The organism is Williamsia sp. D3, from assembly GCF_000506245.1.
Classification (GTDB): domain Bacteria; phylum Actinomycetota; class Actinomycetes; order Mycobacteriales; family Mycobacteriaceae; genus Williamsia; species Williamsia muralis.
This window is the reverse complement of the sequence record NZ_AYTE01000004.1, coordinates 268,050-287,465: the sequence shown is the minus strand read 5'-3', so window position 1 is coordinate 287,465 and position 19,416 is coordinate 268,050. Positions and strand designations below refer to the sequence as shown.

The 19,416-nt window shown below is 65.4% G+C and carries 23 protein-coding genes; 9 read left to right on the top strand and 14 right to left on the bottom strand.

Annotation, left to right across the window (positions count from 1 at the left end; all coding sequences use genetic code 11):
• Positions 1 to 6 precede the first annotated feature (6 nt).
• Positions 7 to 900 carry a cutinase family protein gene (locus tag W823_RS35105; RefSeq protein WP_031331401.1) on the top strand — a complete coding sequence of 298 codons (894 nt, stop codon included), beginning with the start codon at positions 7 to 9 and terminating at the stop codon, positions 898 to 900.
• 332 nt (positions 901 to 1,232) lie between these two features.
• On the top strand, positions 1,233 to 1,400 hold the full coding sequence (locus tag W823_RS58340; protein WP_023955140.1) for a hypothetical protein: 168 nt from the start codon (positions 1,233 to 1,235) through the stop codon (positions 1,398 to 1,400).
• A 15-nt stretch (positions 1,401 to 1,415) separates the two neighbouring features.
• Here the strand turns inward: W823_RS58340 and W823_RS35100 are convergent, their stop codons facing one another.
• Genes W823_RS35100 through lysX form a run of 4 tightly spaced genes read right to left on the bottom strand, consistent with a single transcriptional unit; the run spans position 1,416 to position 7,372 of the window.
• Positions 1,416 to 2,294 carry an alpha/beta fold hydrolase gene (locus tag W823_RS35100; protein WP_023955138.1) on the bottom strand — a complete coding sequence of 293 codons (879 nt, stop codon included), beginning with the start codon at positions 2,292 to 2,294 and terminating at the stop codon, positions 1,416 to 1,418.
• Positions 2,295 to 2,344: 50 nt separating this feature from the next.
• Positions 2,345 to 3,178: a class II glutamine amidotransferase gene (locus W823_RS35095; protein ID WP_023955136.1), complete on the bottom strand. Its 834-nt coding sequence runs from the start codon at positions 3,176 to 3,178 to the stop codon at positions 2,345 to 2,347.
• Positions 3,179 to 3,222: 44 nt separating this feature from the next.
• Positions 3,223 to 3,981 carry a hypothetical protein gene (locus W823_RS35090; protein WP_200866347.1) on the bottom strand — a complete coding sequence of 253 codons (759 nt, stop codon included), beginning with the start codon at positions 3,979 to 3,981 and terminating at the stop codon, positions 3,223 to 3,225.
• A 19-nt stretch (positions 3,982 to 4,000) separates the two neighbouring features.
• Complete coding sequence (gene lysX, locus W823_RS35085) at positions 4,001 to 7,372, bottom strand: bifunctional lysylphosphatidylglycerol synthetase/lysine--tRNA ligase LysX (protein WP_023955132.1); 3,372 nt, start codon at positions 7,370 to 7,372, stop codon at positions 4,001 to 4,003.
• 62 nt (positions 7,373 to 7,434) lie between these two features.
• Between lysX and W823_RS35080 the strand changes: the two genes are divergently transcribed.
• The 3 genes from W823_RS35080 (at position 7,435) to W823_RS35070 (ending at position 9,813) form a co-directional block, all read left to right on the top strand.
• On the top strand, positions 7,435 to 7,674 hold the full coding sequence (locus W823_RS35080; protein WP_023955130.1) for an RNA-binding S4 domain-containing protein: 240 nt from the start codon (positions 7,435 to 7,437) through the stop codon (positions 7,672 to 7,674).
• A gap of 87 nt (positions 7,675 to 7,761) precedes the next feature.
• The gene (gene rraA, locus W823_RS35075) at positions 7,762 to 8,247 is read left to right on the top strand and encodes a ribonuclease E activity regulator RraA (RefSeq protein WP_023955128.1); all 486 of its coding nucleotides are present in this window, start codon (positions 7,762 to 7,764) and stop codon (positions 8,245 to 8,247) included.
• Positions 8,248 to 8,259: 12 nt separating this feature from the next.
• Complete coding sequence (locus tag W823_RS35070) at positions 8,260 to 9,813, top strand: succinic semialdehyde dehydrogenase (protein WP_023955126.1); 1,554 nt, start codon at positions 8,260 to 8,262, stop codon at positions 9,811 to 9,813.
• A gap of 40 nt (positions 9,814 to 9,853) precedes the next feature.
• Here the strand turns inward: W823_RS35070 and W823_RS35065 are convergent, their stop codons facing one another.
• The 3 genes from W823_RS35065 to W823_RS35055 are packed head-to-tail and all read right to left on the bottom strand — an operon-like array spanning position 9,854 to position 10,956.
• Positions 9,854 to 10,285, bottom strand: a complete 432-nt coding sequence (locus W823_RS35065; RefSeq protein WP_023955124.1) for a DUF309 domain-containing protein — start codon at positions 10,283 to 10,285, stop codon at positions 9,854 to 9,856.
• Positions 10,278 to 10,481 (bottom strand): hypothetical protein, encoded by a 204-nt coding sequence (locus W823_RS35060; RefSeq protein ID WP_023955122.1) that lies wholly within the window; start codon positions 10,479 to 10,481, stop codon positions 10,278 to 10,280. The genes W823_RS35065 and W823_RS35060 overlap by 8 nt, the downstream gene beginning before the upstream one ends.
• Before the next feature lie 31 nt (positions 10,482 to 10,512).
• Positions 10,513 to 10,956 carry a hypothetical protein gene (locus W823_RS35055; protein WP_023955120.1) on the bottom strand — a complete coding sequence of 148 codons (444 nt, stop codon included), beginning with the start codon at positions 10,954 to 10,956 and terminating at the stop codon, positions 10,513 to 10,515.
• Positions 10,957 to 11,278: 322 nt separating this feature from the next.
• Here W823_RS35055 and W823_RS35050 point away from each other — a divergent pair, with 322 nt between their 5' ends.
• The 3 genes from W823_RS35050 (at position 11,279) to W823_RS35040 (ending at position 14,062) form a co-directional block, all read left to right on the top strand.
• Positions 11,279 to 11,914: an SDR family oxidoreductase gene (locus W823_RS35050; protein ID WP_235189399.1), complete on the top strand. Its 636-nt coding sequence runs from the start codon at positions 11,279 to 11,281 to the stop codon at positions 11,912 to 11,914.
• 173 nt (positions 11,915 to 12,087) lie between these two features.
• Entirely contained in the window at positions 12,088 to 13,425 is a 1,338-nt protein-coding gene (locus W823_RS35045; RefSeq protein ID WP_023955118.1) for an APC family permease, read from the top strand.
• A gap of 82 nt (positions 13,426 to 13,507) precedes the next feature.
• Entirely contained in the window at positions 13,508 to 14,062 is a 555-nt protein-coding gene (locus tag W823_RS35040; protein WP_081729622.1) for a DUF1990 family protein, read from the top strand.
• Here W823_RS35040 and W823_RS35035 read toward each other — a convergent pair.
• Positions 14,029 to 14,442, bottom strand: coding sequence for a MerR family transcriptional regulator (locus tag W823_RS35035; RefSeq protein WP_023955114.1), 414 nt, complete (start codon positions 14,440 to 14,442; stop codon positions 14,029 to 14,031). The two genes, W823_RS35040 and W823_RS35035, sit on opposite strands and share 34 nt — an antisense overlap.
• A 63-nt stretch (positions 14,443 to 14,505) precedes the next feature.
• Here W823_RS35035 and W823_RS35030 point away from each other — a divergent pair, with 63 nt between their 5' ends.
• Positions 14,506 to 15,171, top strand: a complete 666-nt coding sequence (locus W823_RS35030) for an NAD(P)H-dependent oxidoreductase (protein WP_023955112.1) — start codon at positions 14,506 to 14,508, stop codon at positions 15,169 to 15,171.
• Here the strand turns inward: W823_RS35030 and W823_RS35025 are convergent.
• The 6 genes from W823_RS35025 to W823_RS35000 all read right to left on the bottom strand — a co-directional run bounded on the left by W823_RS35025 (position 15,160) and on the right by W823_RS35000 (position 19,355).
• A complete protein-coding gene (locus tag W823_RS35025; protein ID WP_023955110.1) occupies positions 15,160 to 15,783 on the bottom strand; it encodes a hypothetical protein in 624 nt (207 codons plus the stop codon). The genes W823_RS35030 and W823_RS35025 overlap by 12 nt on opposite strands.
• Before the next feature lie 150 nt (positions 15,784 to 15,933).
• Positions 15,934 to 16,860 carry a copper resistance D family protein gene (locus tag W823_RS35020; RefSeq protein ID WP_023955108.1) on the bottom strand — a complete coding sequence of 309 codons (927 nt, stop codon included), beginning with the start codon at positions 16,858 to 16,860 and terminating at the stop codon, positions 15,934 to 15,936.
• 6 nt (positions 16,861 to 16,866) lie between these two features.
• Complete coding sequence (locus W823_RS35015; protein ID WP_031331389.1) at positions 16,867 to 17,379, bottom strand: copper resistance CopC family protein; 513 nt, start codon at positions 17,377 to 17,379, stop codon at positions 16,867 to 16,869.
• A gap of 11 nt (positions 17,380 to 17,390) precedes the next feature.
• Positions 17,391 to 18,092: a YcnI family protein gene (locus W823_RS35010; RefSeq protein WP_023955104.1), complete on the bottom strand. Its 702-nt coding sequence runs from the start codon at positions 18,090 to 18,092 to the stop codon at positions 17,391 to 17,393.
• Positions 18,093 to 18,179: 87 nt separating this feature from the next.
• On the bottom strand, positions 18,180 to 18,572 hold the full coding sequence (locus tag W823_RS56290; RefSeq protein WP_051406344.1) for a hypothetical protein: 393 nt from the start codon (positions 18,570 to 18,572) through the stop codon (positions 18,180 to 18,182).
• A gap of 87 nt (positions 18,573 to 18,659) precedes the next feature.
• Positions 18,660 to 19,355 carry a DUF6474 family protein gene (locus W823_RS35000; RefSeq protein ID WP_023955102.1) on the bottom strand — a complete coding sequence of 232 codons (696 nt, stop codon included), beginning with the start codon at positions 19,353 to 19,355 and terminating at the stop codon, positions 18,660 to 18,662.
• Positions 19,356 to 19,416: the final 61 nt, after the last annotated feature.

Below are 19,416 nucleotides of genomic sequence, written 5' to 3'. Positions count from 1 at the left end.
CGCGCGATGACAAGTGTGTTGGCAGCAGCTGTGGTGACGGCCGGCGCATTGAGTGCAGTGTCGGCACCCACCGCATCGGCTGATCCCGCGGGCTGTCCAGAGCTCTACGTGCTGGCCATTCCCGGAACCTGGGAGAAGTCGGCCGACGCCCAGATCCGCGGAATGCTCGCCTACCCCACGACCGGCCTCGGCGGCGAGACCCAGACCCAGCTGGTCGGGTACAACGCCACCGCCTTCCCCTGGGAGAACGGTGGTGCCGTCTACGGCGAGTCGAAGGCGCAGGCCGTGGCCAACGCCGAAGGCCTGGCCATCACGATGACCAAACGGTGCCCGGGTACGAAGGTCGCCCTGATCGGCTACAGCCAGGGTGCTGACGCAGCCGGTGACCTCGCCGCCGACATCGGGACCGGCCGGGGAGCCATCGCGCCCGCCAAGTTCGCCGGCGCGGTGCTGATCTCCGACCCGCGCCGTTCCAAGCAGGATGCGCTCATCGGACCGGAGCTGTCGGGCGAGGGCAACGGCGGGCCACGTCAGGGCGGGTTCGGATGGGTGAAGAACCGCACCTTCACCATCTGCGATCCGGGCGACCAGTACTGCAACATCCCCCGGGACTACTACGTCTCCCGCGTGATCGGGTATCTGGCCGAGACCAGTAACCCGAACCCCGACATGTTCGCCCAGTACCAGGCCGAGGCCGCTGCGATCTTCAGTGAACTGGTCACCCGCGGCGGACCCGGTGCCGTACTGAACGAACTCAGCAACGAGAAGGCACGTTCGCAGATCATTGCGTTCAACCGCTTCATCGAATCGGGCTCGCACACCAACTACGGCAACTTCGAGGTGCAGCCGGGCGTCACCGCATTGCAGTGGGCCCAGAACTACCTGGCCGGCCTGGCCTGACGTACTTCCTCCGGTTTTGGTCACTTCCTCCGGTTGCAGTCGGAGGGCTTGGCTGGAGTCGGAGGGTTTGGCGACACCTACCCGCCCGCCGTGTTACCCCTGGGGAAGATGTGACTCGCCCGCGTGGCAACCCGGATCCGGACATCCCTGCGCGTAGCGTGACGTTCACCACATTGTGGCAGCAACACCCCTGGTGAGGCCTGTGCAGAGGTAACGACGCGGCGGGCCATCACGACACACAACGCGAAGGTACGGATGTTCAAGGGTTTCGACTCTGGACGATCGCGGTACCCAGAAAGTTATCCGCTGCACTAAACAGGACGTGATCAGTCGTGAAACTGGCGAAGTCGCACAACAGCCGCCGCACCCCACTACTCGGACGACACCCGCACATTTTCGGTTCGGATGGGCTGATCGCACATCGACGACTCGCTCGAATGCTGCCCGAAGAGGGCGAGCGACTGGTGACGAGCGCCGACCTGCGGAACTTCGACCTCTGATCGCTCCCGCTGGGACTACCTGTCGAAAATCGCGCGGGCGGCAAAATCCTCGATCAGCCCGGCAGCGACATCGGGCTGCTGGACGATGAAGAAGTGGCGCGCGGGAATCACGGGCGCGTAGTCGGCGCCGAGGAATCGGGCGTACCGGGCCTGCTTCCAGTTCCAGAACAGTCGGACCGGTGTGCGCCGCCCGGGCAGGGCGGAGACAACCAGGGTCGGCGCCGTCAGAGGCATCGTCCGTCGCATGACCACCAGTTCTGAGTTGAGAACCCCGAACGCGACCTGCTCGACGAGAAGTGCTCGCGGATAACGATTTCCGCCCAGAACCTCCCCGATCCAGTGGCGCTGCTCTGCTGTGTACCCACCCGGTGGCCCGGGCGACGTCGCGATCGCATGGCCACGGATGCCGGCCGACCGGGGAAGCCGCAGAGCCTTGATGAGGTGTGCGGTGAGGTGCGCCAACCGGTTGCTGAGGCCTGGCGGCACCATCTGCAGGGGCAGCATCACGTACGACCCGTCGAGCATGATGACTGCGGCCACCCGCTCCGGCCGGCCGCGGGCGAATCCCTCCGCATACAGCGACGCCAGCGAATGCCCTGCGACCACAACGGGTTCGGTGACCCCGACCGCGTCCAGCAGTTCGTCGATCCGCCGGTTCTCGTCGTCGATCGACGGGATCTGGCCGGGAGGGAGTGGATCGGACAAGCCGTAACCGGGCCGGTCGTATCGGATCACCGTCCACCGGTCGCGGAGCAGTTCGGCCAGGTGGTCGAAGTCGAACCAGTTGCCGCCGAGTGCGGCCAGGAGAAGCAGTGGTGGACCCTGGCCCTCGACGACCACATGGGTGCGCAGGCCGCAGATGGTGTAGAACGCACCGGGCGGCTGCAGCTGCATCGAGCCATTCTATGCCGGGCTCACCACCCGGCACGGCCGACGGAAACCGGTCAGGTGGGTGGTTGCGGTCGAAACGGTCTCTGTTCGTCCGGGCCCTTCTGCACGATGAGAGCGCTGGACGGCGGCACCTCGTGCCACAGCCCGGGAAGCGTGACCAGCGGTTCGGACACCACCACGCGAGCTTCCTCCGAGAAGTGCGCAAGCCGTTCGTTCTCCGGATACAGCTTGCGAACCGACTCGACGTCGCCGCTGACGTACAACGTGTTGACCACCGGACCGCTCGCGTAGCGCACGGCGTAGAGCCGCTCACCGTCGGTGAGCCCGATCGTCATCTGGACAGGCTCGGATATGCCCTGCGATGCCGCCAGCGCTTCGATGTGACCGGCCATCCGCTCCAGACCGCCGAGTGGATCGTCCTGCAGCCCGAAGGTCAGCGCGAGGTAGAACATCACCTCCGAATCTGTCGATCCTCCGATGCTCTCGAACAGGTCCGGTCGCACGGCGAGGATGAGGTCGCGTCGGAGACGTTGGAAGTCGGCGATGAAGCCGTTGTGCACGAACATCCACCGTCCATACCGAAATGGATGGCAATTCGTTTGTTGCACTGGGGTACCGGTGGCGGCCCGCACATGTGCGAGGAACAACGACGATCGCACCGTCGCCGACAGCTCGCGAAGGTTTTCGTCTCCCCAGGCGGGGGCGGCGCTACGGAACAGCGTGGGCCGGCCCGCCTCGCTGTACCAGCCCAGTCCGTGACCGTCGGCGTTTGCGGTGGGAACATCGGGCGCAGCAAGGCGACTCTGTTCGATGAGCGAGTGTTCGGGATCGTAGAGAAGTTCTTTGGGATTGATCGGATTCCCGTAGTAGCCGAGCCAGCGACACATGGGTCATCTCGTTCTCTGAGCGCCGGAGGAGATGGGTGCAGCGGTCAGGGCGTTCGCTGTTCGCGACCGCCGACGAGATCACGCATCCGGTCACGACGACCGACGTACAACTCGAACCGGCGCTCGGCGCGCTCGAGCTTGCGTTCAGAGTAGAACCTGCGCGCCCAGTACGAGGTCGGATGAGCCAGCCGCAACGCGCCGATCAACCCGAGTAGTGGCACCGGCAGCCCGATCAGTCCTGTCGCGAGCTTGCCCTTGAGCAGACAGATCACCGAGTAGGCGACGTGCACGAGCACGATCGCCGCTGTGATGGCCACGCTGGTGCTGGACGGATTGCCCTCGTCGATCCCGCCGAGGGGAGTGGTGCCGACAAGCATCGCGACACCGAACACCGTCGCGATCATCACCGCGTCGATCGACTTGCGCCCCTCTTCGGACCAGTACACGTCTTCCAGATGCAGCCACAGCGCGAACTCGTCGAGCGCGAGGGCGGCGCCGATCCCGAACGCGGCGGCCAGCACCTCGCGCCACGGCGGGTCGGGCTGGAACCGGAACTCGAGCAGCCCGGCGGTGAGGATCAGCAAAATGCCCCACACCTGGTGGTGGATGTGCACCCCGCCGATGTAGATGTCGTTAACCGGTCCGCCTGACGCGGCCTCGGCATCGTCCGGCGTGTTCTCACTGCGAGCGCGAATGGATCGGGTGATCCATCGCGTGATGCCGTAGGTCACGATGAAACCGACCAGGGCGAACACGGCCGCAGACCGGCCTGTCTCGACCACATGGGTCATGTACCAGTTCAAGCTTCAACCTTCAGAGCGGTCACTTCGGCTTCGCGAGTGGGAACGCGAGCGTCTCCCGGATCGACTGTCCGGTGAGCAACATGACGATGCGGTCCACTCCGATGCCGAGTCCGCCGGTGGGGAACATGCCGTGTTCGAGGGCCTGCAGGAAGTCCTCGTCGAGTTCCATAGCCTCGGGGTCGCCGCCCGCGGCGAGCAACGACTGTTCGGTGAGACGCCGGCGCTGCTCCACCGGGTCGGTCAATTCGGTGTAGGCCGTACCCAATTCGACACCCCACGCAACCAGGTCCCAGCGTTCGGTGACACCGGGGATGGTGCGGTGCTGACGCGTCAGCGGTGACACCGACGTCGGGAAGTCCTTGTAGAACGTCGGGAACGTGGTCTGGTCTTCCACCAGGTGCTCGTACATCTCCAACGCGACCTGACCGGCATCCCAGTCGTTGCGGTAGGGGATCTCGTGCTTGTCGCACAGTTCCTTGAGGTACTCCACCTCCGAGTACGGGGTGACCTCTTCGCCGATCGCCTCCGACACCGCGCCGTGCAGTGTCTTCACCGGCCACTCACCGGAGATGTCGACCTTCTCGATCTCCCCGTCCTTGCCCTCGATGTAAACCACCTGCTCGCCGTGCGCGGCGACCGCGGCGTTCTGGATCATCTCGCGGGTGAGGTGCAGCATGCGGTCGTAGTCGCTGTGCGCCTCATACGCTTCCAGGCTGGTGAACTCCGGGTTGTGCTTGAAGTCCACACCTTCGTTGCGGAAGTTGCGGCCCATCTCGAACACGCGCTCCATGCCGCCGACGCACAGCCGTTTGAGGTACAGCTCGGGAGCGATCCGCAAATACAGATCGAGGTCGTAGGCATTGATGTGCGTGCGGAACGGCGCCGCGTTCGCGCCGCCGTGGATCTGCTGCAGGATCGGCGTCTCCACCTCGAGGTAGTCGCGGCCGGAGAGGTAGTCGCGCATCGACTTCACGATGGCGCTGTGCACTCTCATGAGTTCGCGGGCCCGGGGATTGATGGTCAGGTCCACGTACCGCTGACGCACTCGCGCCTCGGGGTCGGTGAGCCCACTCCACTTGTCCGGCAACGGATGCAGACACTTGCCGAGCATCCGCCAGTCCTTGGCCAGCAGCGACAACTCGCCCTTGCGGCTGCGCCCCACAACTCCGCTGACCTCGATGAGGTCGCCGAGGTCGACGGTGCTTGCCAGGTCGAGGGTTTCCGGCTTCAGTGCGCTCGCATCCACGAGTACCTGCACGTCCCCGCTCCAGTCGCGCACATCGCAGAACACGACCTTGCCGAAGTCACGCATGCGGATGACGCGGCCTGCCACCCGGGCGGTGGTCCCTTCAGGCGCGCTGACGGCCTGCGCGATGGTGTGGGTGGGCGGATAGGCGGGCGGATAGGGGTCGACGCCGGCCGCGGTCAGCTGTTCCAGTTTGGCCAGACGGACGCGGACCTGCTCGGGACGCCGCGGTCCGCGATGCTCGGCCTTCTCCTCGCTGGCGATCTCCGCGGCGATCGCGTCGATGTCGACACCGGGCGGCACCGAGGAGGCATCACCGGTGAAGTCGTTGCCCTGCCCGAACTTCGGCAGCTTCACGAATCCTTCGTTGACCACCGCGGCCAGGCCCACTCGCGGGATGGTGCGGCCGTCCTCGAAACACAGGAACCGGGGAACCCACTCGGGGTGGTACTTGGCGTTCGACTTGTACAGAGATTCCATCTGCACGAACTTCGACGCGAAGGTGAGAGCGCCGTACATCGCCCGCATGATCGGGCCCGCGCCGATCTGGCCGCCTTCTTCGAACACCACACGGAAGGCTGCGAAGTTCATCGAGATGTCGAGGATGCCAAATGCCTCGGCGTTCTCGGCGAACTCGGTCACCATCGTCTCGACCAGTCCGTTGATCGAGTCCCGGTCGCGACGCATCACATCGAGCGATGCGCCGGTCTGGCCCCAGGGGACAAACGAGAGCATGCCGACGACCTTCTCGTTTGCGGTGCCCGCGTCCCGCACTGCTTCCACGAGAATGGACCGGCCGTCCGCAGGGTCACCCAGACGCCCCAGCGCCATCGAGAAGCCGCGTTCTTCGTCGGTGTCGCGCCATTCGTCGGCGCGCGCGATCACTGCGGCCATTTGTTCGGGGGAGAGATCCTCGTGGCGGGCGATACGCACGGTGATTCCGGCGCGCTTGGTGCGGGCCACCGACTGACGGACGGCCTTCATCTCCGGTCCGTTGAGGTTGTACCCGCGGGTGTGGACGATCGCCTCGTCGCCGATGTTGAGTGTGGTGAATCCGGCAGCGTCCCACGCCTCCGCGCCGGTGGCACTCACGCCGATTGCGCCCGGATGCCAGCCGTACCGGTCGCAGATCTTGAGGAACTCCGCGATCGCGTCGGGCCAGTAGCGCTTGTCGCCCACGGGGTCTCCGCCGGCCATCGCGGTGCCGACCTCCACCCGATAGGTGATCGCAGCCATGCCGTTGGGAGCGAAGACAACCGCCTTGTCGTGGCGGGTGGAGAAATACGCCAGTGAGTCGTCGCCGCTGAAGCCATCGATGAGCAGCCGCAGCAACCTCTCGTCGGTCGCGGTCATCGAGTTGTTCGACCGCTGCGAACGGAACAGGATCAGCGCCGCGGCGATCAGCGCCAGAGCACCGAGAAGACCCAGGAACGTCTCGACGGGTGCATAGGAATGGTGCTCGTCGAAGTCGGTCGAGAGGTCGACGGACCCGAACGTCACCACATGGTTGATCGCGTAGGGCAGTCGCTGGGAGGCGGTCAGGGTGTGGGGGAAGATCTCGACGAGCGCCCAACCGATCAGCGAACCGATGACCAGGCCGGCGACCAGCACGCCGGCAGCGCGCCAGAGAGCGCCGCGGCGCACACGGGTATAGAACTGCCGATAACTCGCGATCAAATACATCAGGGCAAACACGTGCAGGACGACGCCGATGCAGATGTTGATCCGGACCACGGTGTTCACGCCGTTTTCCGACGACAACGGCTCGAACAGGTAGAGCGCATTTCCGATGGCATAGACGGCGACGTACGCCACCGTGATCCACCACGCGATCCGCTTGCGGGATGCGAGTGCAAAAGCGAGCAGCGCCAAGACGAACGCCCAGGCGAAGCTGGTGTCGGGTGCGGAGATCAGATAGTTGTCGACGTAGTCGCGAGGCACCTCGGTGAGGCGCCGGAACTGCAGGGAGATGCTGCTGAGCAGCGAGATGGCGGCGAGGACGCCCGCAACCCAACTGACGTACCGGGGCGCGTTCTTGAACCATCCCGCAGGTGGGACCAGGCGAGCCGGCCGACGGGGCGCAGGAGTTGCCTGGCTGCTCACATCGATTGAGTCGACCGTGGTTTCGGGTGAATCGACGCTCACAGGTGTTGCCTTTCCGCAGCTGGTCCGCAGTAACGTTATCTCTCAGATGGGAGGATTGAACGGTGAGCCGAGAAACAGTTCCGATCCGAGACAATTCCATCCGACTGGGCCAATTCCTGAAGCTGGCAAATCTCATCGAATCCGGGGCCGAGGCAAAAGAAGTCATCGCGGACGGATTGGTCAGCGTGAACGGTGAGACCGAGACGCGGCGCGGCCGACAACTGGTCACCGGCGACGTCGTGGAGATCGGCGGCACCGAGGCCGTGGTCGGCGGACCAGACGATGGCGTGCTCCCGGACTGATGTCCACGGCCGCGTTCAGCTGACTGGGATGCGGGCCGGTCAGCGGTGGTTACCGGTCGGTAAGTAAGAGTCGTTAGGCTGAGGTGCATGAGTGAGATCACCTTCGTCGCCACCGCCGACCTCGTGGACGAGATCGGCGAGGAGGTACGCAGCTGCGACCTCCAGTTCACGCAGTTCGGAAAGCGCAGGGAGTTCGTCGGCCGGGTCACCACGGTTCGGTGCCTCCAGGACAACGCCCTGCTCAAGCAGGTGCTCGGCGAACCCGGCAACGGCGGGGTCCTCGTCGTCGACGGCGCCGGGTCGGTACACACCGCCCTTGTCGGGGACATGATCGCCGAACTCGGCCGGTCCAATGGCTGGAGCGGGATCATCGCGAACGGTGCGGTCCGCGACTCGAAGCTGCTCGCAGGCATCGACATCGGTATCAAGGCTCTCGGGACCAACCCGCGCAAGTCCACCAAGACCGGAGCCGGAGAGCGCGACGTCCCTGTTGAACTGGGCGGTCTGACCTTCAACCCCGGCGACCTTGCATACAGCGACGACGACGGCATCGTGCTGGTCGCGGCCGAATAGGAGACATTGATCATGGGCAAGCCAGACACAGCCACGTTCGACCGTTTGCGAGGGCTCATCGCCATCGACGATCCGGATGCCCGTTCCACGCGCCCGGTTCTCGAGGCGTTCACGGGCGAGGAGATGACCACCATCCCGGTCGGCACCGCCGACGACGTGCAGGCCGCATTCGAGCGGGCGCGCGCCGCACAGGTCGAGTGGGCGAAACTCTGGCCGCGTGACCGTGCCAAGATCCTGATCGACTTCGCGGCCCTGGTGCTCAAGAACAGGGATGCGCTGGCCGACATGGCGCAGGCCGAGACCGGCAAAGCGCGCGCCTACGCCCAGGAGGAAGTGCTGGACGTGGCGATGACCGCCCGGCACTACGCCAAGACCGGCCCGCGGCTCCTGGCGGCGAGCAAGGTCAAGGGAATGCTGCCCCTGGCCACCGACGCCCGCGTTCGGTATCAGCCCAAGGGTGTCGTCGGCGTGATCTCGCCGTGGAACTACCCGATGACCCTGGCTGCCTCGGACGGGGTCGCCGCCCTGATGGCCGGTAATGCGGTGGTGCTCAAGCCCGACAGTCAGACGCCGTACTGCGCCCTCGCCGTGGTCGAGCTGCTGTACCAGGCCGGTCTGCCGAAGGATCTGTTCGCCGTGGTGCCCGGACCGGGCTCTGTTGTGGGACAAGAGATCTTGGCTCAGGCCGACTACCTCATGTTCACCGGGTCTTCGGAAACCGGCGCGCAGCTCGCCGAGCAGGCCGGCCGTCGCCTGATCGGGTTCTCCGCCGAGCTCGGTGGCAAGAATCCGATGATCATCACCAAGACCGCCGACATCGACAACGCTGTCGAAGGTGCAGTGCGCGCCTGCTTCTCGAACTCGGGGCAGCTCTGCATCTCGATCGAGCGCATCTACGTCGAGAAGCCGATCGCCGACGAGTTCTCCGCCAAGTTCGCGCAGCGGGTGTCGGCGATGAAGGTGGGCAAGTCCTACGACTTCTCCACGGAGATGGGGTCGTTGGCCTCGGCGGACCAGGTCGACACCGCCGAACGGCACGTCGAGGACGCCAAGTCCAAGGGCGCGGTGGTTCTCGCCGGCGGGCACCGCCGTCCCGAACTCGGACCCTTCTTCTTCGAGCCGACCGTTCTGTCCGGGGTTGCCGACGGGATGGAATCGTTTGCCGGCGAGACCTTCGGACCGGTTGTCGCCATCTATCCGGTGGATTCCGTGGACGAGGCCATCAAAGAGGCCAACAACACCGAATACGGCCTCAACGCAAGCGTTTTCGCCGGGTCATCGGAAGAAGGCCGCAAGATTGCCGCAGAACTGCGCGCCGGCACGGTCAACCTGAACGAGGGCTACGCGGCGGCATGGGGTTCTACTGCTGCTCCGATGGGCGGAATGGGCAAGTCGGGCGTAGGTCGCCGTCACGGCGCCGAAGGGCTTCTCAAATACACCGAGCCCCAGACGATTGCCGAGCAGCGGGTGATTGGTCTGGGTGGCATCAAGGGCGTGCCGCAGGGGCTCTTCCTGCGGACCGTTCCGGCGTTCGTGAAGTCGCTGAAGTTCCTGCCCGGTCGGTGACCGACGATGCCGGCCGTGTGTTCCGCGCGGCCGGCATCACTCAGTGCGTGTCCTGTATCTGTTGCTCCGCACACGCGATGACGGCGTCCAGATCGAGTCCGTACGGCGTCGCATCGACCAGGCTGTAACGTAGGAGCCGCCCGGCCCCGCGTTCGACGAGACGCGTTGCGCCCCTAGGGTTTCCGCGCAGATGATGCGTCAGGCCGACGCAGATCTGGGCCAGCCCCTGCCACAGCTCCCGTTCGTCGGGCGGGCATGTCTTCCAGCGGACCTCGAAGACCTCGTGGGCTGCGAACGGACGTCCGGCGTCGATGAGTTGACGTGCCAGCGCGATGGTTTCGGCGGGTGGTAACGGTTCCTCGGAGACCGGTTCGACGCCCTCGGCGCCGTACGGCAGCGGCCGGCCCAGCTCGTCGCGCGGCCGGGCCTGCCGTGCGCGGCCGTCGGCGTCGCGGTCGCGACGTTCAGGCATCGTCCACCTCGTTGCTCGTCCTGTCGCCCAGCCAGGCAAGGACCGCAGGATCAGCCGATTGCAGGCGCTGTACTTCTTCGCCACCGTCGCAGGTGCACATCGAGATGGTCACCGCGGTGGCGGTTCGGGACGTCACGCGCCATATCGCACCTGACTCCGTCCACCGGATCAGCGATTCGATCACGTTCTCGTCCACGATTCCTCCCCTCCGGCGGTCGGTGTCAAAACTATCCCGTCACATTCCAACTCTGGGACAGCAGCAGGATCCCGGGAGTGACGAGCGCGGCCACTTTGAGCACTTCGGCGCCGATGTACACGTGATGTGCGTGCGACCGCGGCGCTTGCTCGCCGGCGATCACCCGATCCGACCGACGGGTGAGTGGCGGCCGGACCACGATGACCTGAAACGCGAGGATGGCGATAGCACACAGGCATGGGATCAACACTCGGTACGGCACGTCGCCGACCACCATCGCGATCGCCAGTACAACCGCAAGGATCGCCTCGACGGTGTTCAGCGCCCGGAACACCAGCCGCCCGATGCCCAGTCCCGTCTTCAGATCCACCCCGGGAGCGCGGAACTTCAGTGGAGCTTCCAGGAAGGAGATGGCCAGGACCATCCCCAGCCAGATGAAGACGCAGGCTGTTGCGATGGCTTGTGCTGTGGTCATGCTGCGGGGTCCCATCGTTCGAAGTCGTTCGCAGTGCCATCATCGAGGACAACGTGCCGCAGCAACAGCACGTGCTCGGCGCAGCGAGTCCACGACGACAGGAGAATCCGGTGACCCAACATCCATCCACCGCGGTCACGGGGGCTACCGGCAATGTCGGGGGATCGGTCGCGCGTGCCCTGTCGGAGGCCGGGACAGCTCTCCGGTTGGTGGTGCGTTCGCGCGGTCGCGCGCCGGTGTTGCCCGGGGCAGCGGTCGCGGAGACGAGCTACGGCGACCACGACGCCGCGGTCGCCGCACTCGCGGACGCGACACCTTGTTCATGGTGTCGGCCTCGGAGAGCGCAGACCGGTTGGACCAACACCGCACGTTCGTCGATGCGGCTGTCCGGGCCGGTGTACAACACATCGTCTACACGTCATTCCTGAATGCGGCACCCGACGCGACTTTCACTCTCGCGCGCGATCATTGGGCAACGGAGGAGCACATCCGCGCGTCGGGTGTGCAGTTCACGTTCTTGCGGGACAGCTTCTACATCGATTTCCTGCCGAGCCTCGCCGGCACCGACGGCGTGATCCGTGGCCCGGCCGGCGACGGCGCGGTGGGTGCGGTGGCACGTGCCGACGTCGCGCGAGTGGCGACCGCGGTTCTCTCCGATCCGGCATCACACCGGGGTGAGACGTACGACCTCACCGGCCGCGAATCAATCACCTTCGACGAGGTGGCGCGGATTCTCACCGAAACCAGCGGTCGCACAGTCACATTCCACAACGAGACGATCGACGAAGCCTACGAGTCACGCAAATCGTATGGGGCGCCGGACTGGCAATTGGACGCTTGGGTGTCCACCTACACCGCGATTGCCGCGGGTGAACTGGCAGCGGTGACCGACAGTGTGGAGACCATCACGGGCCGGCGGCCGATGACATTGCGCGACTTCGTTGTCGGCTCGGCGTGACGGTGCACGAACGCTGACGATCCTGGCGGGAGCGCTCGTCAACAACCCTGTGGTTCGCCGAAGGTTTTCGATCGTCGCTCGCAGGCTATGCCTACCTGGAACAAACGTTGTGGGAACAGCCGGCCCTCGGGCGACGTCGGCCGGCTGATTCTCGGTGGCACCAGGAGATGCGAATGACGGCTGATGCCGAAACGGGAACACAGGCAACAGGCGATGAGCCCGCATCCAAACTGAAGCGGAAGATAACCGGCCCGCTGCTGTTCTTGTTCATCTTGGGTGACGTGCTCGGAGCCGGTATCTACGCCCTGATGGGAGTGCTGTCCGAAGAGGTGGGTGGCGCACTTTGGGCGCCGCTGATCGTCGCCCTCCTGCTGGCCCTGCTCACTGCCGGCTCCTATGCCGAGTTGGTCACCAAATATCCGCAGGCCGGCGGCGCAGCGATCTTCGCCGAGCGGGCCTTCAAGCAACCGATCGTCTCGTTCCTCGTAGGTTTCTGCATGCTGGCCGCAGGGGTCACGAGCGCAGCCGGACTGGCGCTGGCCTTCTCTGGTGAATACCTCAAGACCTTCATCGATGTGCCGACCGTCCCGGCCGCGCTGGTGTTCCTGGCACTGGTGGCCTGCTTGAACGCACGCGGCATCAGTGAGTCGGTGAAGAGCAACGTGGTCATGACGATCATCGAGGTCAGTGGACTGGTCATCGTCATCGCAGTGGTCGGGGTGATGCTCGGCGAAGGCAGAGGTGACGTGTCCCGGGTGACCGAGTTCCCGGACGGGTCAACCCCTGCGATGGCCATCCTCAGCGGTGCCATCATCGCGTACTACTCGTTTGTCGGATTCGAGACCTCGGCCAATGTTGCCGAAGAGATCCGCAATCCCAGTCGTGTGTATCCGTTGGCCCTCTTCGGATCGTTGGCCACAGCTGGACTCGTCTATGTGTTGGTGGGACTCGCCAGCTCGATCGCTCTGCCCGCGAGCACCTTGTCCGAGTCGTCGGGACCGCTGCTGGCCGTTGTCGGGGAGTCCGGTGTCGGCATCCCCGACTGGGTCTTCAGCCTGATCGCTCTGGTGGCCGTGGCCAACGGCGCTCTGCTCACGATGATCATGGCCAGTCGCCTCACCTTCGGGATGGCCGAGCACAGGCTTCTGCCGAGCGCATTGGGGAAGGTGCTGCCCAAGCGGCGTACCCCGTGGGCGGCGATCGTGGCGACGACGTTGGTGGCCATGCTGCTCACACTCACCGGCGACCTGTCGACATTGGCCGAGACGGTGGTGTTGCTGCTGTTGTTCGTCTTCATCTCCACGAATATCGCTGTGCTGGTGCTTCGTCGGGATCCTGTCGACCACAAGCACTTTCGGGTACCGACAGTCATTCCGATCCTGGGTGTCGCGTCGTGCGTGCTACTGCTGACCCAGCAGAGCGGTGAGGTCTGGATGTATGGCGGGCTTCTTCTTGCGGTGGGTATCGCACTTCATTTCGCGGCCGTCTGGGTTCGTCGACGGGCAGCGTGATGCTCGCGCCTCGCGGTACGGATGGCGCTGGCGAGGTCGAGAAGCAGCACCGCGGACAAATCCCGGTGGGTAGTCTCCAGAGATGAGCAAACCATCTGTCCGACCTATGGATTCGGACACCGCGGATCGTTTGCGGGCGGCGGAGTTCACCTATCCGGAGGTCGGTGCGACCGCGACCGGAATGCCGTCCGGTTACCACCACCTGCGACGAGAAAGAGTCGTGGGATCGGGCGCTGCGGTGTTTCGTGAACTCGGCGACGATGTTCTGAGGTGGCAGGTGCAGCTCGGCGCCGGCCTGACGGTGACCAGTCCGGACACGACAGTCAGCGAAGGAAGCGTCGGGCTGGTCGGGCTCGGCGTGGGTGCGGCCCGGCTGAAAGCGCCGGTGCGAGTTGTGTACGTGCTCGACGAACCCGATCGCTGTGGTTTCGCCTACGGCACCTTGCCCGGCCACCCAGTAGCAGGTGAGGAGTTGTTCTGCGTCGAGCACCGAGCCGACGACAGTGTGGTGCTGGTGGTCGCAGCCTTCTCACGCCCACACTCGGTTCTCGCCCGGGCGGGCGGACCGCTAGGGAGACTGGGTCAACGCCTGGTGACGAAGCGCTATCTTCGTGCGCTGGACAATCCAGAGAGCTGATCCGGCGACGTCGAAGCCTTCATGGCGTCGCGCACATGCGTTCGCAGCTCGGAGATCCCGGCTCTCTGTGCCCGAAGACGACGCATCGCGTCGGCCAGCTGATTTTCGCGCTCGTCGAGTTGCCGTAGGGCTTCACGGCGTTCCTCGTCGGTCGCCTCGTCGGGGTCGGCGCACGCAACGCGAAGGATGAAAGCGGACTCCGACAACGACAGTCCTGACGCCAAGAGGCATCGGATGTCTTCGACGGTCTGTACGTCTTCTTTCCGGTACCGCCGATAGCCGTTCGGATCACGCGTCGGCGTCAGCAAGCCGGCCTTTTCGTAATGCCTGAGCATGCGGGAACTGGCGCCGGTGATGTCACTCAAGTCGCTGATGTACATCGATGCCTCTTCTCGAGATGGACCTTGACATTGACACTGATGTCATAGTTTACCGTCGCCGGTATGAGCAACGCAGATCAGCAGTCCGATGTCATCCTGGTGGTTGTCCACCCCGACACCCAATCGGTGACCTGGAATGTGGCCCGAGCGATGAAAGAGAGCATCGCCGCCGAAAACCTCACTGCCACAACGTATGACCTCGCTGCTTCGGGATTCGACCCCGCCTTCAACAGCGACGATCTCGCACATTTCCGAGGGCTCGCCGGGGTCCCCGTGGACGTCGCGGAGCAACAGCAGATGTTGCGATCTGCCGCAGCGGTGGTGTTGGTTTTTCCGGTCTATTGGTGGTCGCTGCCGGCACTCGCCAAGGGCTGGATCGACCGCGTCTTCACACGCGGCTTCGCCTATGACGACCGAGTCGCCGACGCCCCGAGCGCTATCAAAGGCCTGCATCTGGTGGCGATCGGCGGAATAGATGAAGGGACTCATCAGCGCCACGGATACAAGGAGGCGATGACGCTGCAGATGATCCATGGGATCGCGGACTACTCGCGCATCGAGGCGTCGTCACTCGACTTCCTCTACGACGCGGACTCCGACGACCCGGCCGTTCGGCGTGAACTGGTCGCTCAGGCCGAGGTCATCGGCGCCAAGATCGCGGCAAGTGTGGTCGGGCAACGCGAATCGGCATCACCACAACAGCTTTCGTCTCTCGGGCTATCGACGTAGCCGCCGGATGGTCAGGAAGATGAGCGCCAAGAGAACCACGGCGCTGCCGATTTTGACCACCGGGCCTGTTGTCGACGGCTCAGGCAGAGGCAGGGGTTCCGTGCGTTTGAGAGCAGTGAACCGGGCCTGCTGATCCTCGTCCGGAGTGGGCGCCGAGGGTTTCGGGTGTGTGGGTTCCGGTGTCGCGGCCGGGGCGGGAGCGGTCTTGGGAGACGGGGGAGCCGAAGACTGTGCCGGGGTCGACTTCGGTGGAGCCGTGTTGCCCGGCTTGCCAGGACCCTTGCGTACCGGGGGCTTTTTGGCGGGTGCCTTCTTCGATACGACGTGTTCGGCGTTGGCGTGATCGGGTGCGCCGGCGTCAGAGCTACTCTGCGCAGACGCCTTTGGGGGTGGAGTGTTGCCGGGCCCAGCCTTTTTCGCCGGGGCCTTCTTGGCAGCGGTCTTCTTCGCAACCTCCTTCTTGGGGGCTGCTTTTTTCGCCGCCTTCTTGGCAGCGGTCTTCTTCGCCGCGGTCTTCTTCTCAGGAGCCTTCTTCGCTGCCGACTTCTTGGCCGGCGGGGCGGGGCGCTCGCCCGAGTGATCGGAGTCGGGCTGGGAGTCCGGGTCGGCCATACGGCTCAGCTCCTTCGAAGACGGGCGGACTGATCACCGCGTCTCGATTCGGCCCGGAGGTAGTGATCCGGGCCTGCATCGAGACGGGGGCGACGCCACGTGTAGGTGGCTGCGCCGTCGTCAATCATGCCCGGTTCCGGCTGGTTCGGCTCAGCTGGGTGCGGTGGTCCCGAGCCCGGCGGCCAGTCCGATGACAACCGCCATCAACAGCACCTCGACGATCGCGCGTCGCAGCGATGCCTGTTCGGAAATGCGATGGGTGTGGGCCGAAGGCAGCCACCGCCGCCGTTGATCGGCAGCCACCGCAAGCAACGCCACCATGCTCACCGACTTCGCAAGCAGGATCCGGCCGTAACCCGTGGACCAGACCTCGCTGATCGAATCCAACTCCAGCAGGGCAGCGACCACACCGCTGACGATCAACGCCAGGACCAGCCATTGCGCGTACCGCGAGAACACGGGCAGCACGGTTGCCCAGCCTTTTCGGCCGCGGACGGTGAGGGCGAGAGCCGCGAGAGAACCGCACCACCAGCTCGCCGCGAGTACATGGACGGCGATGAGCAATGCTCCACCGGTCAGCTGTCCCAGATGCCCGGTGACGGGTCCGATCAACAGACCCAACGCGGCGAGGGCGCCGACGGCTTCGGGCGCGATCAGACTCGGATACCGGATCCAGACCGCGCAGAACAAGGTGACCGCCAGCGCGCACATCGCCGCGATCAGACCCGCGGTGGTGCCGTTGACCCGGAAGAAGTCGTTGATGCCCACCTCGTGCGGTGCGAGCCCCGTCCGCTGGGCGGCACCCAGCCATGCACCCACCAGCAGCGATACAGCCCACACCGCAGCGAGCACCGATGCCAGACGCAGCACCGGCGGGGTGAGCTCTTCGCCGCCAAGAAGTTTGACGGTGGACAGCCCGAGCACGGTCATCCCGGCGAGCAGGGCGACGGCCCCCGCGATCGATTCGGCTTCGGGGCCGGCGGGACGGGCGAGCGCCCAGGCCAGCAACAAGCCCAGCCAGACCGCGGGCACGGCGACGAGCAACCACTCGCGCCGCGCCGCGCCCGCGGTCGTCACTGTGCGCTACTTCTTTCGCTGGGGACGCAGTGCAAAGGCAAGCCCGGCACCGAACACCACGACGCCGCCCACGATGAACGGCCACACCGGGATTCCTGATGACGAGGAATCGTCGGCGTCCACCGCAGGTCCCGAAGTTCCCGAGCCCGCGACGGTGAGCTCGAAGTCGAGCTGGCCTTCCACCGGATGGCCGTCGGCCGACGTGATCCGGTAGTTGATCAGGTACGTGCCGGTCGGCCCCAACTCGCGCACCGGGACGGTGACCGTACGGCCGGTGACCGTCGGTTCACCGTCCTGCCAGTAATGCTCGTCCGGCCCGACCACCTTCAGCACGGCGTAGTTCTTCTGCACCGGCTCGTTGAAGGTAAGTGTGACCGCAGCCGGGCCGGCCGCCAGCGGCGCGCCGTCGGCCGGATCAGATCCGATCAGCGCCGAATGGGCCGACGCGGTCGGTGCCCAGGCCACCGTCGCGAGAACAGTCATCATCAGCGCGACGATCGAGAAGGTCAGACGCCTCATTGAATCTCGCCTCACTGGCGTTTACGCGCGAGGGCGCCGATCGCGACGCCGATTCCCAACGCGCCCAGCAAGATTCCGGCACCGGCCAGCCAGCGGGCGGTGTCGTCGGTGCTGTCGGTGTCTGAGGACGCGGAGTTCTCCGAGGCGGTCTGGGTGTCTTCCTCGTGAGTCGCCGAATCGCCGTGACCGTCGGCGGTCGGTGCGCCGAGCGTCACCGTGGGCGCGGGCTTGTCGGGCTCGGGCTGACCCTCGACGGTCGGCTGGTCCCAGCGGACCACCTCGCCGTCGGAGTACGTCTGCGTTGCGGCCATGGTGACCGTCTCCTGCTCCGGCAGGGGCCCACCGGACACCCGGAACTGGAGGAACTCGCCGGGACGGATGCCTGGGTTGCCGTCGGCGACCTTCCAGGTCACCTCCGTGGCCGCTTCGGTGGCCGGGTCCTTCTTCACCTCGGCGGTCCAACCGGGCAACGGCTCGGTACGGGCGGAGGTCAGGTTGGGCAGGGCGACGGTCAGCGCGACCGTGCTGGCGGTGTCCGACTCGTTGGGGACCCGGAACGTGATGACGCCGTAGCCACCCTGGGTGAGACCGTCACCGGCCGCGGTGACGTGAGCCGAGGCCGAACCGGCGCCCAGCAAACTCAGGCCACCGACCATCGTGACGGCGGCGAGTGACGCACCGAGAAGACGGAAGCGTCGCTTGAACAAAGACATGGATGTTTCCTAACGGAGATGGGAGAAACCCACCCGGGTGACCGTGTCGATCTACGGGCTCGGGCGGATGAAGGGTGTGGGCGAAGATCAATTCGCCGGTGGACCCCGAACCCCTGTCCCGCCAGGAGCGAACACCCCGACCAGAGGTCGTAGATGGGGTGAGGGAGGAAGATTTGAACTCGCGAGTTCGGCAACCGGGCCGCCGAGAAGGCGGCGCACGACGGCCAGGACCGACGTGATCACCCCGTACAGCGAGGTACCGCCGGCGATGAGCAGCGCGCACACCGGGATCGCGATCAGGTGGGTCACCAACATCAGCGTCTGCGACCCGTGCGCATGGGCCATCGGGTCTGCGGTGGCCGAGAGGAGCATGTGCCCGGCGATCTGGGCGCCGGTCAGAACCGCGAGCAGAGCGAGCGGGGAATTGAGCCGACGACACAGGGTGGCCGCGACGACTCCGACCAGCAGGAGCAGCAGCATTCCCGCAGAGTCAGGAAAAAACGCCTGAAGCCGCCCCGTGGGCAGCGATTGCCAGCGCCGGGGCGGTCAGGAGGATGGACAGAGCGGTCAGGGACGCACTCCGAGGCGGGCGAGGAGATCGGCGTCGATGGCGGCCAGCTCACGACTGATGGCGGCGTGCGCACTGCGGCGCCGTGCGGCGGGCATGTGTTCGGCTGCCGCAACAGCGGTGGACAGGTCTGACAGCCGCTGGTTCATCGTCGACGCGAAGGTCTTGGTCTCGGCGTCCGACGGATGCTTGGCGGTGAGGGTCTGCAAGGAGGAGTTCGCACCGGCGATGCGTGCCGACAGAGCGGCGCCATGGCCGCTGTACTTGTTCAACTCGGCAACAGGGACACCTGCGCGATCGGCCTGGATCCGGCTGATCTGCTCGCGGGCGGCAGTGCTGGCGCGGTAGGCGATGGGCACCAGGATCGGTGAGAGCACTTTGGCGACCTGCAGATAGCGCTTGACCCGAGCGGGCGAGAGAACCTTGCCATCGGCGACCGCCTTGGCGTTGGCCTGTGCGATCTTGACGCTCGCCGAGTTCGTCTTGTCGGCGATCTTCAGTGCACTCTTGTCCGACTTGGCCTGCGCCTTGCGCGCTTTCTTGGCGAGCTTGCGCTGCTGCTTGAGCTCTTCCTTGGCGAACTTGCGCCCGGACTTGTCTTCGAGGCGTGCTTCGAGCTTGGCCTTCGCCTTGAGGGCCTTGGCCTCAGCTTTGCGCTGTGCCCGGCTCTTGCGTCCGGAACTGAACAAACCCATGCGTTGGGGACCTCTCGTTAGCTTGGTCGAGCATCGCCGTCGGCGGTTGACGAAATTGTCC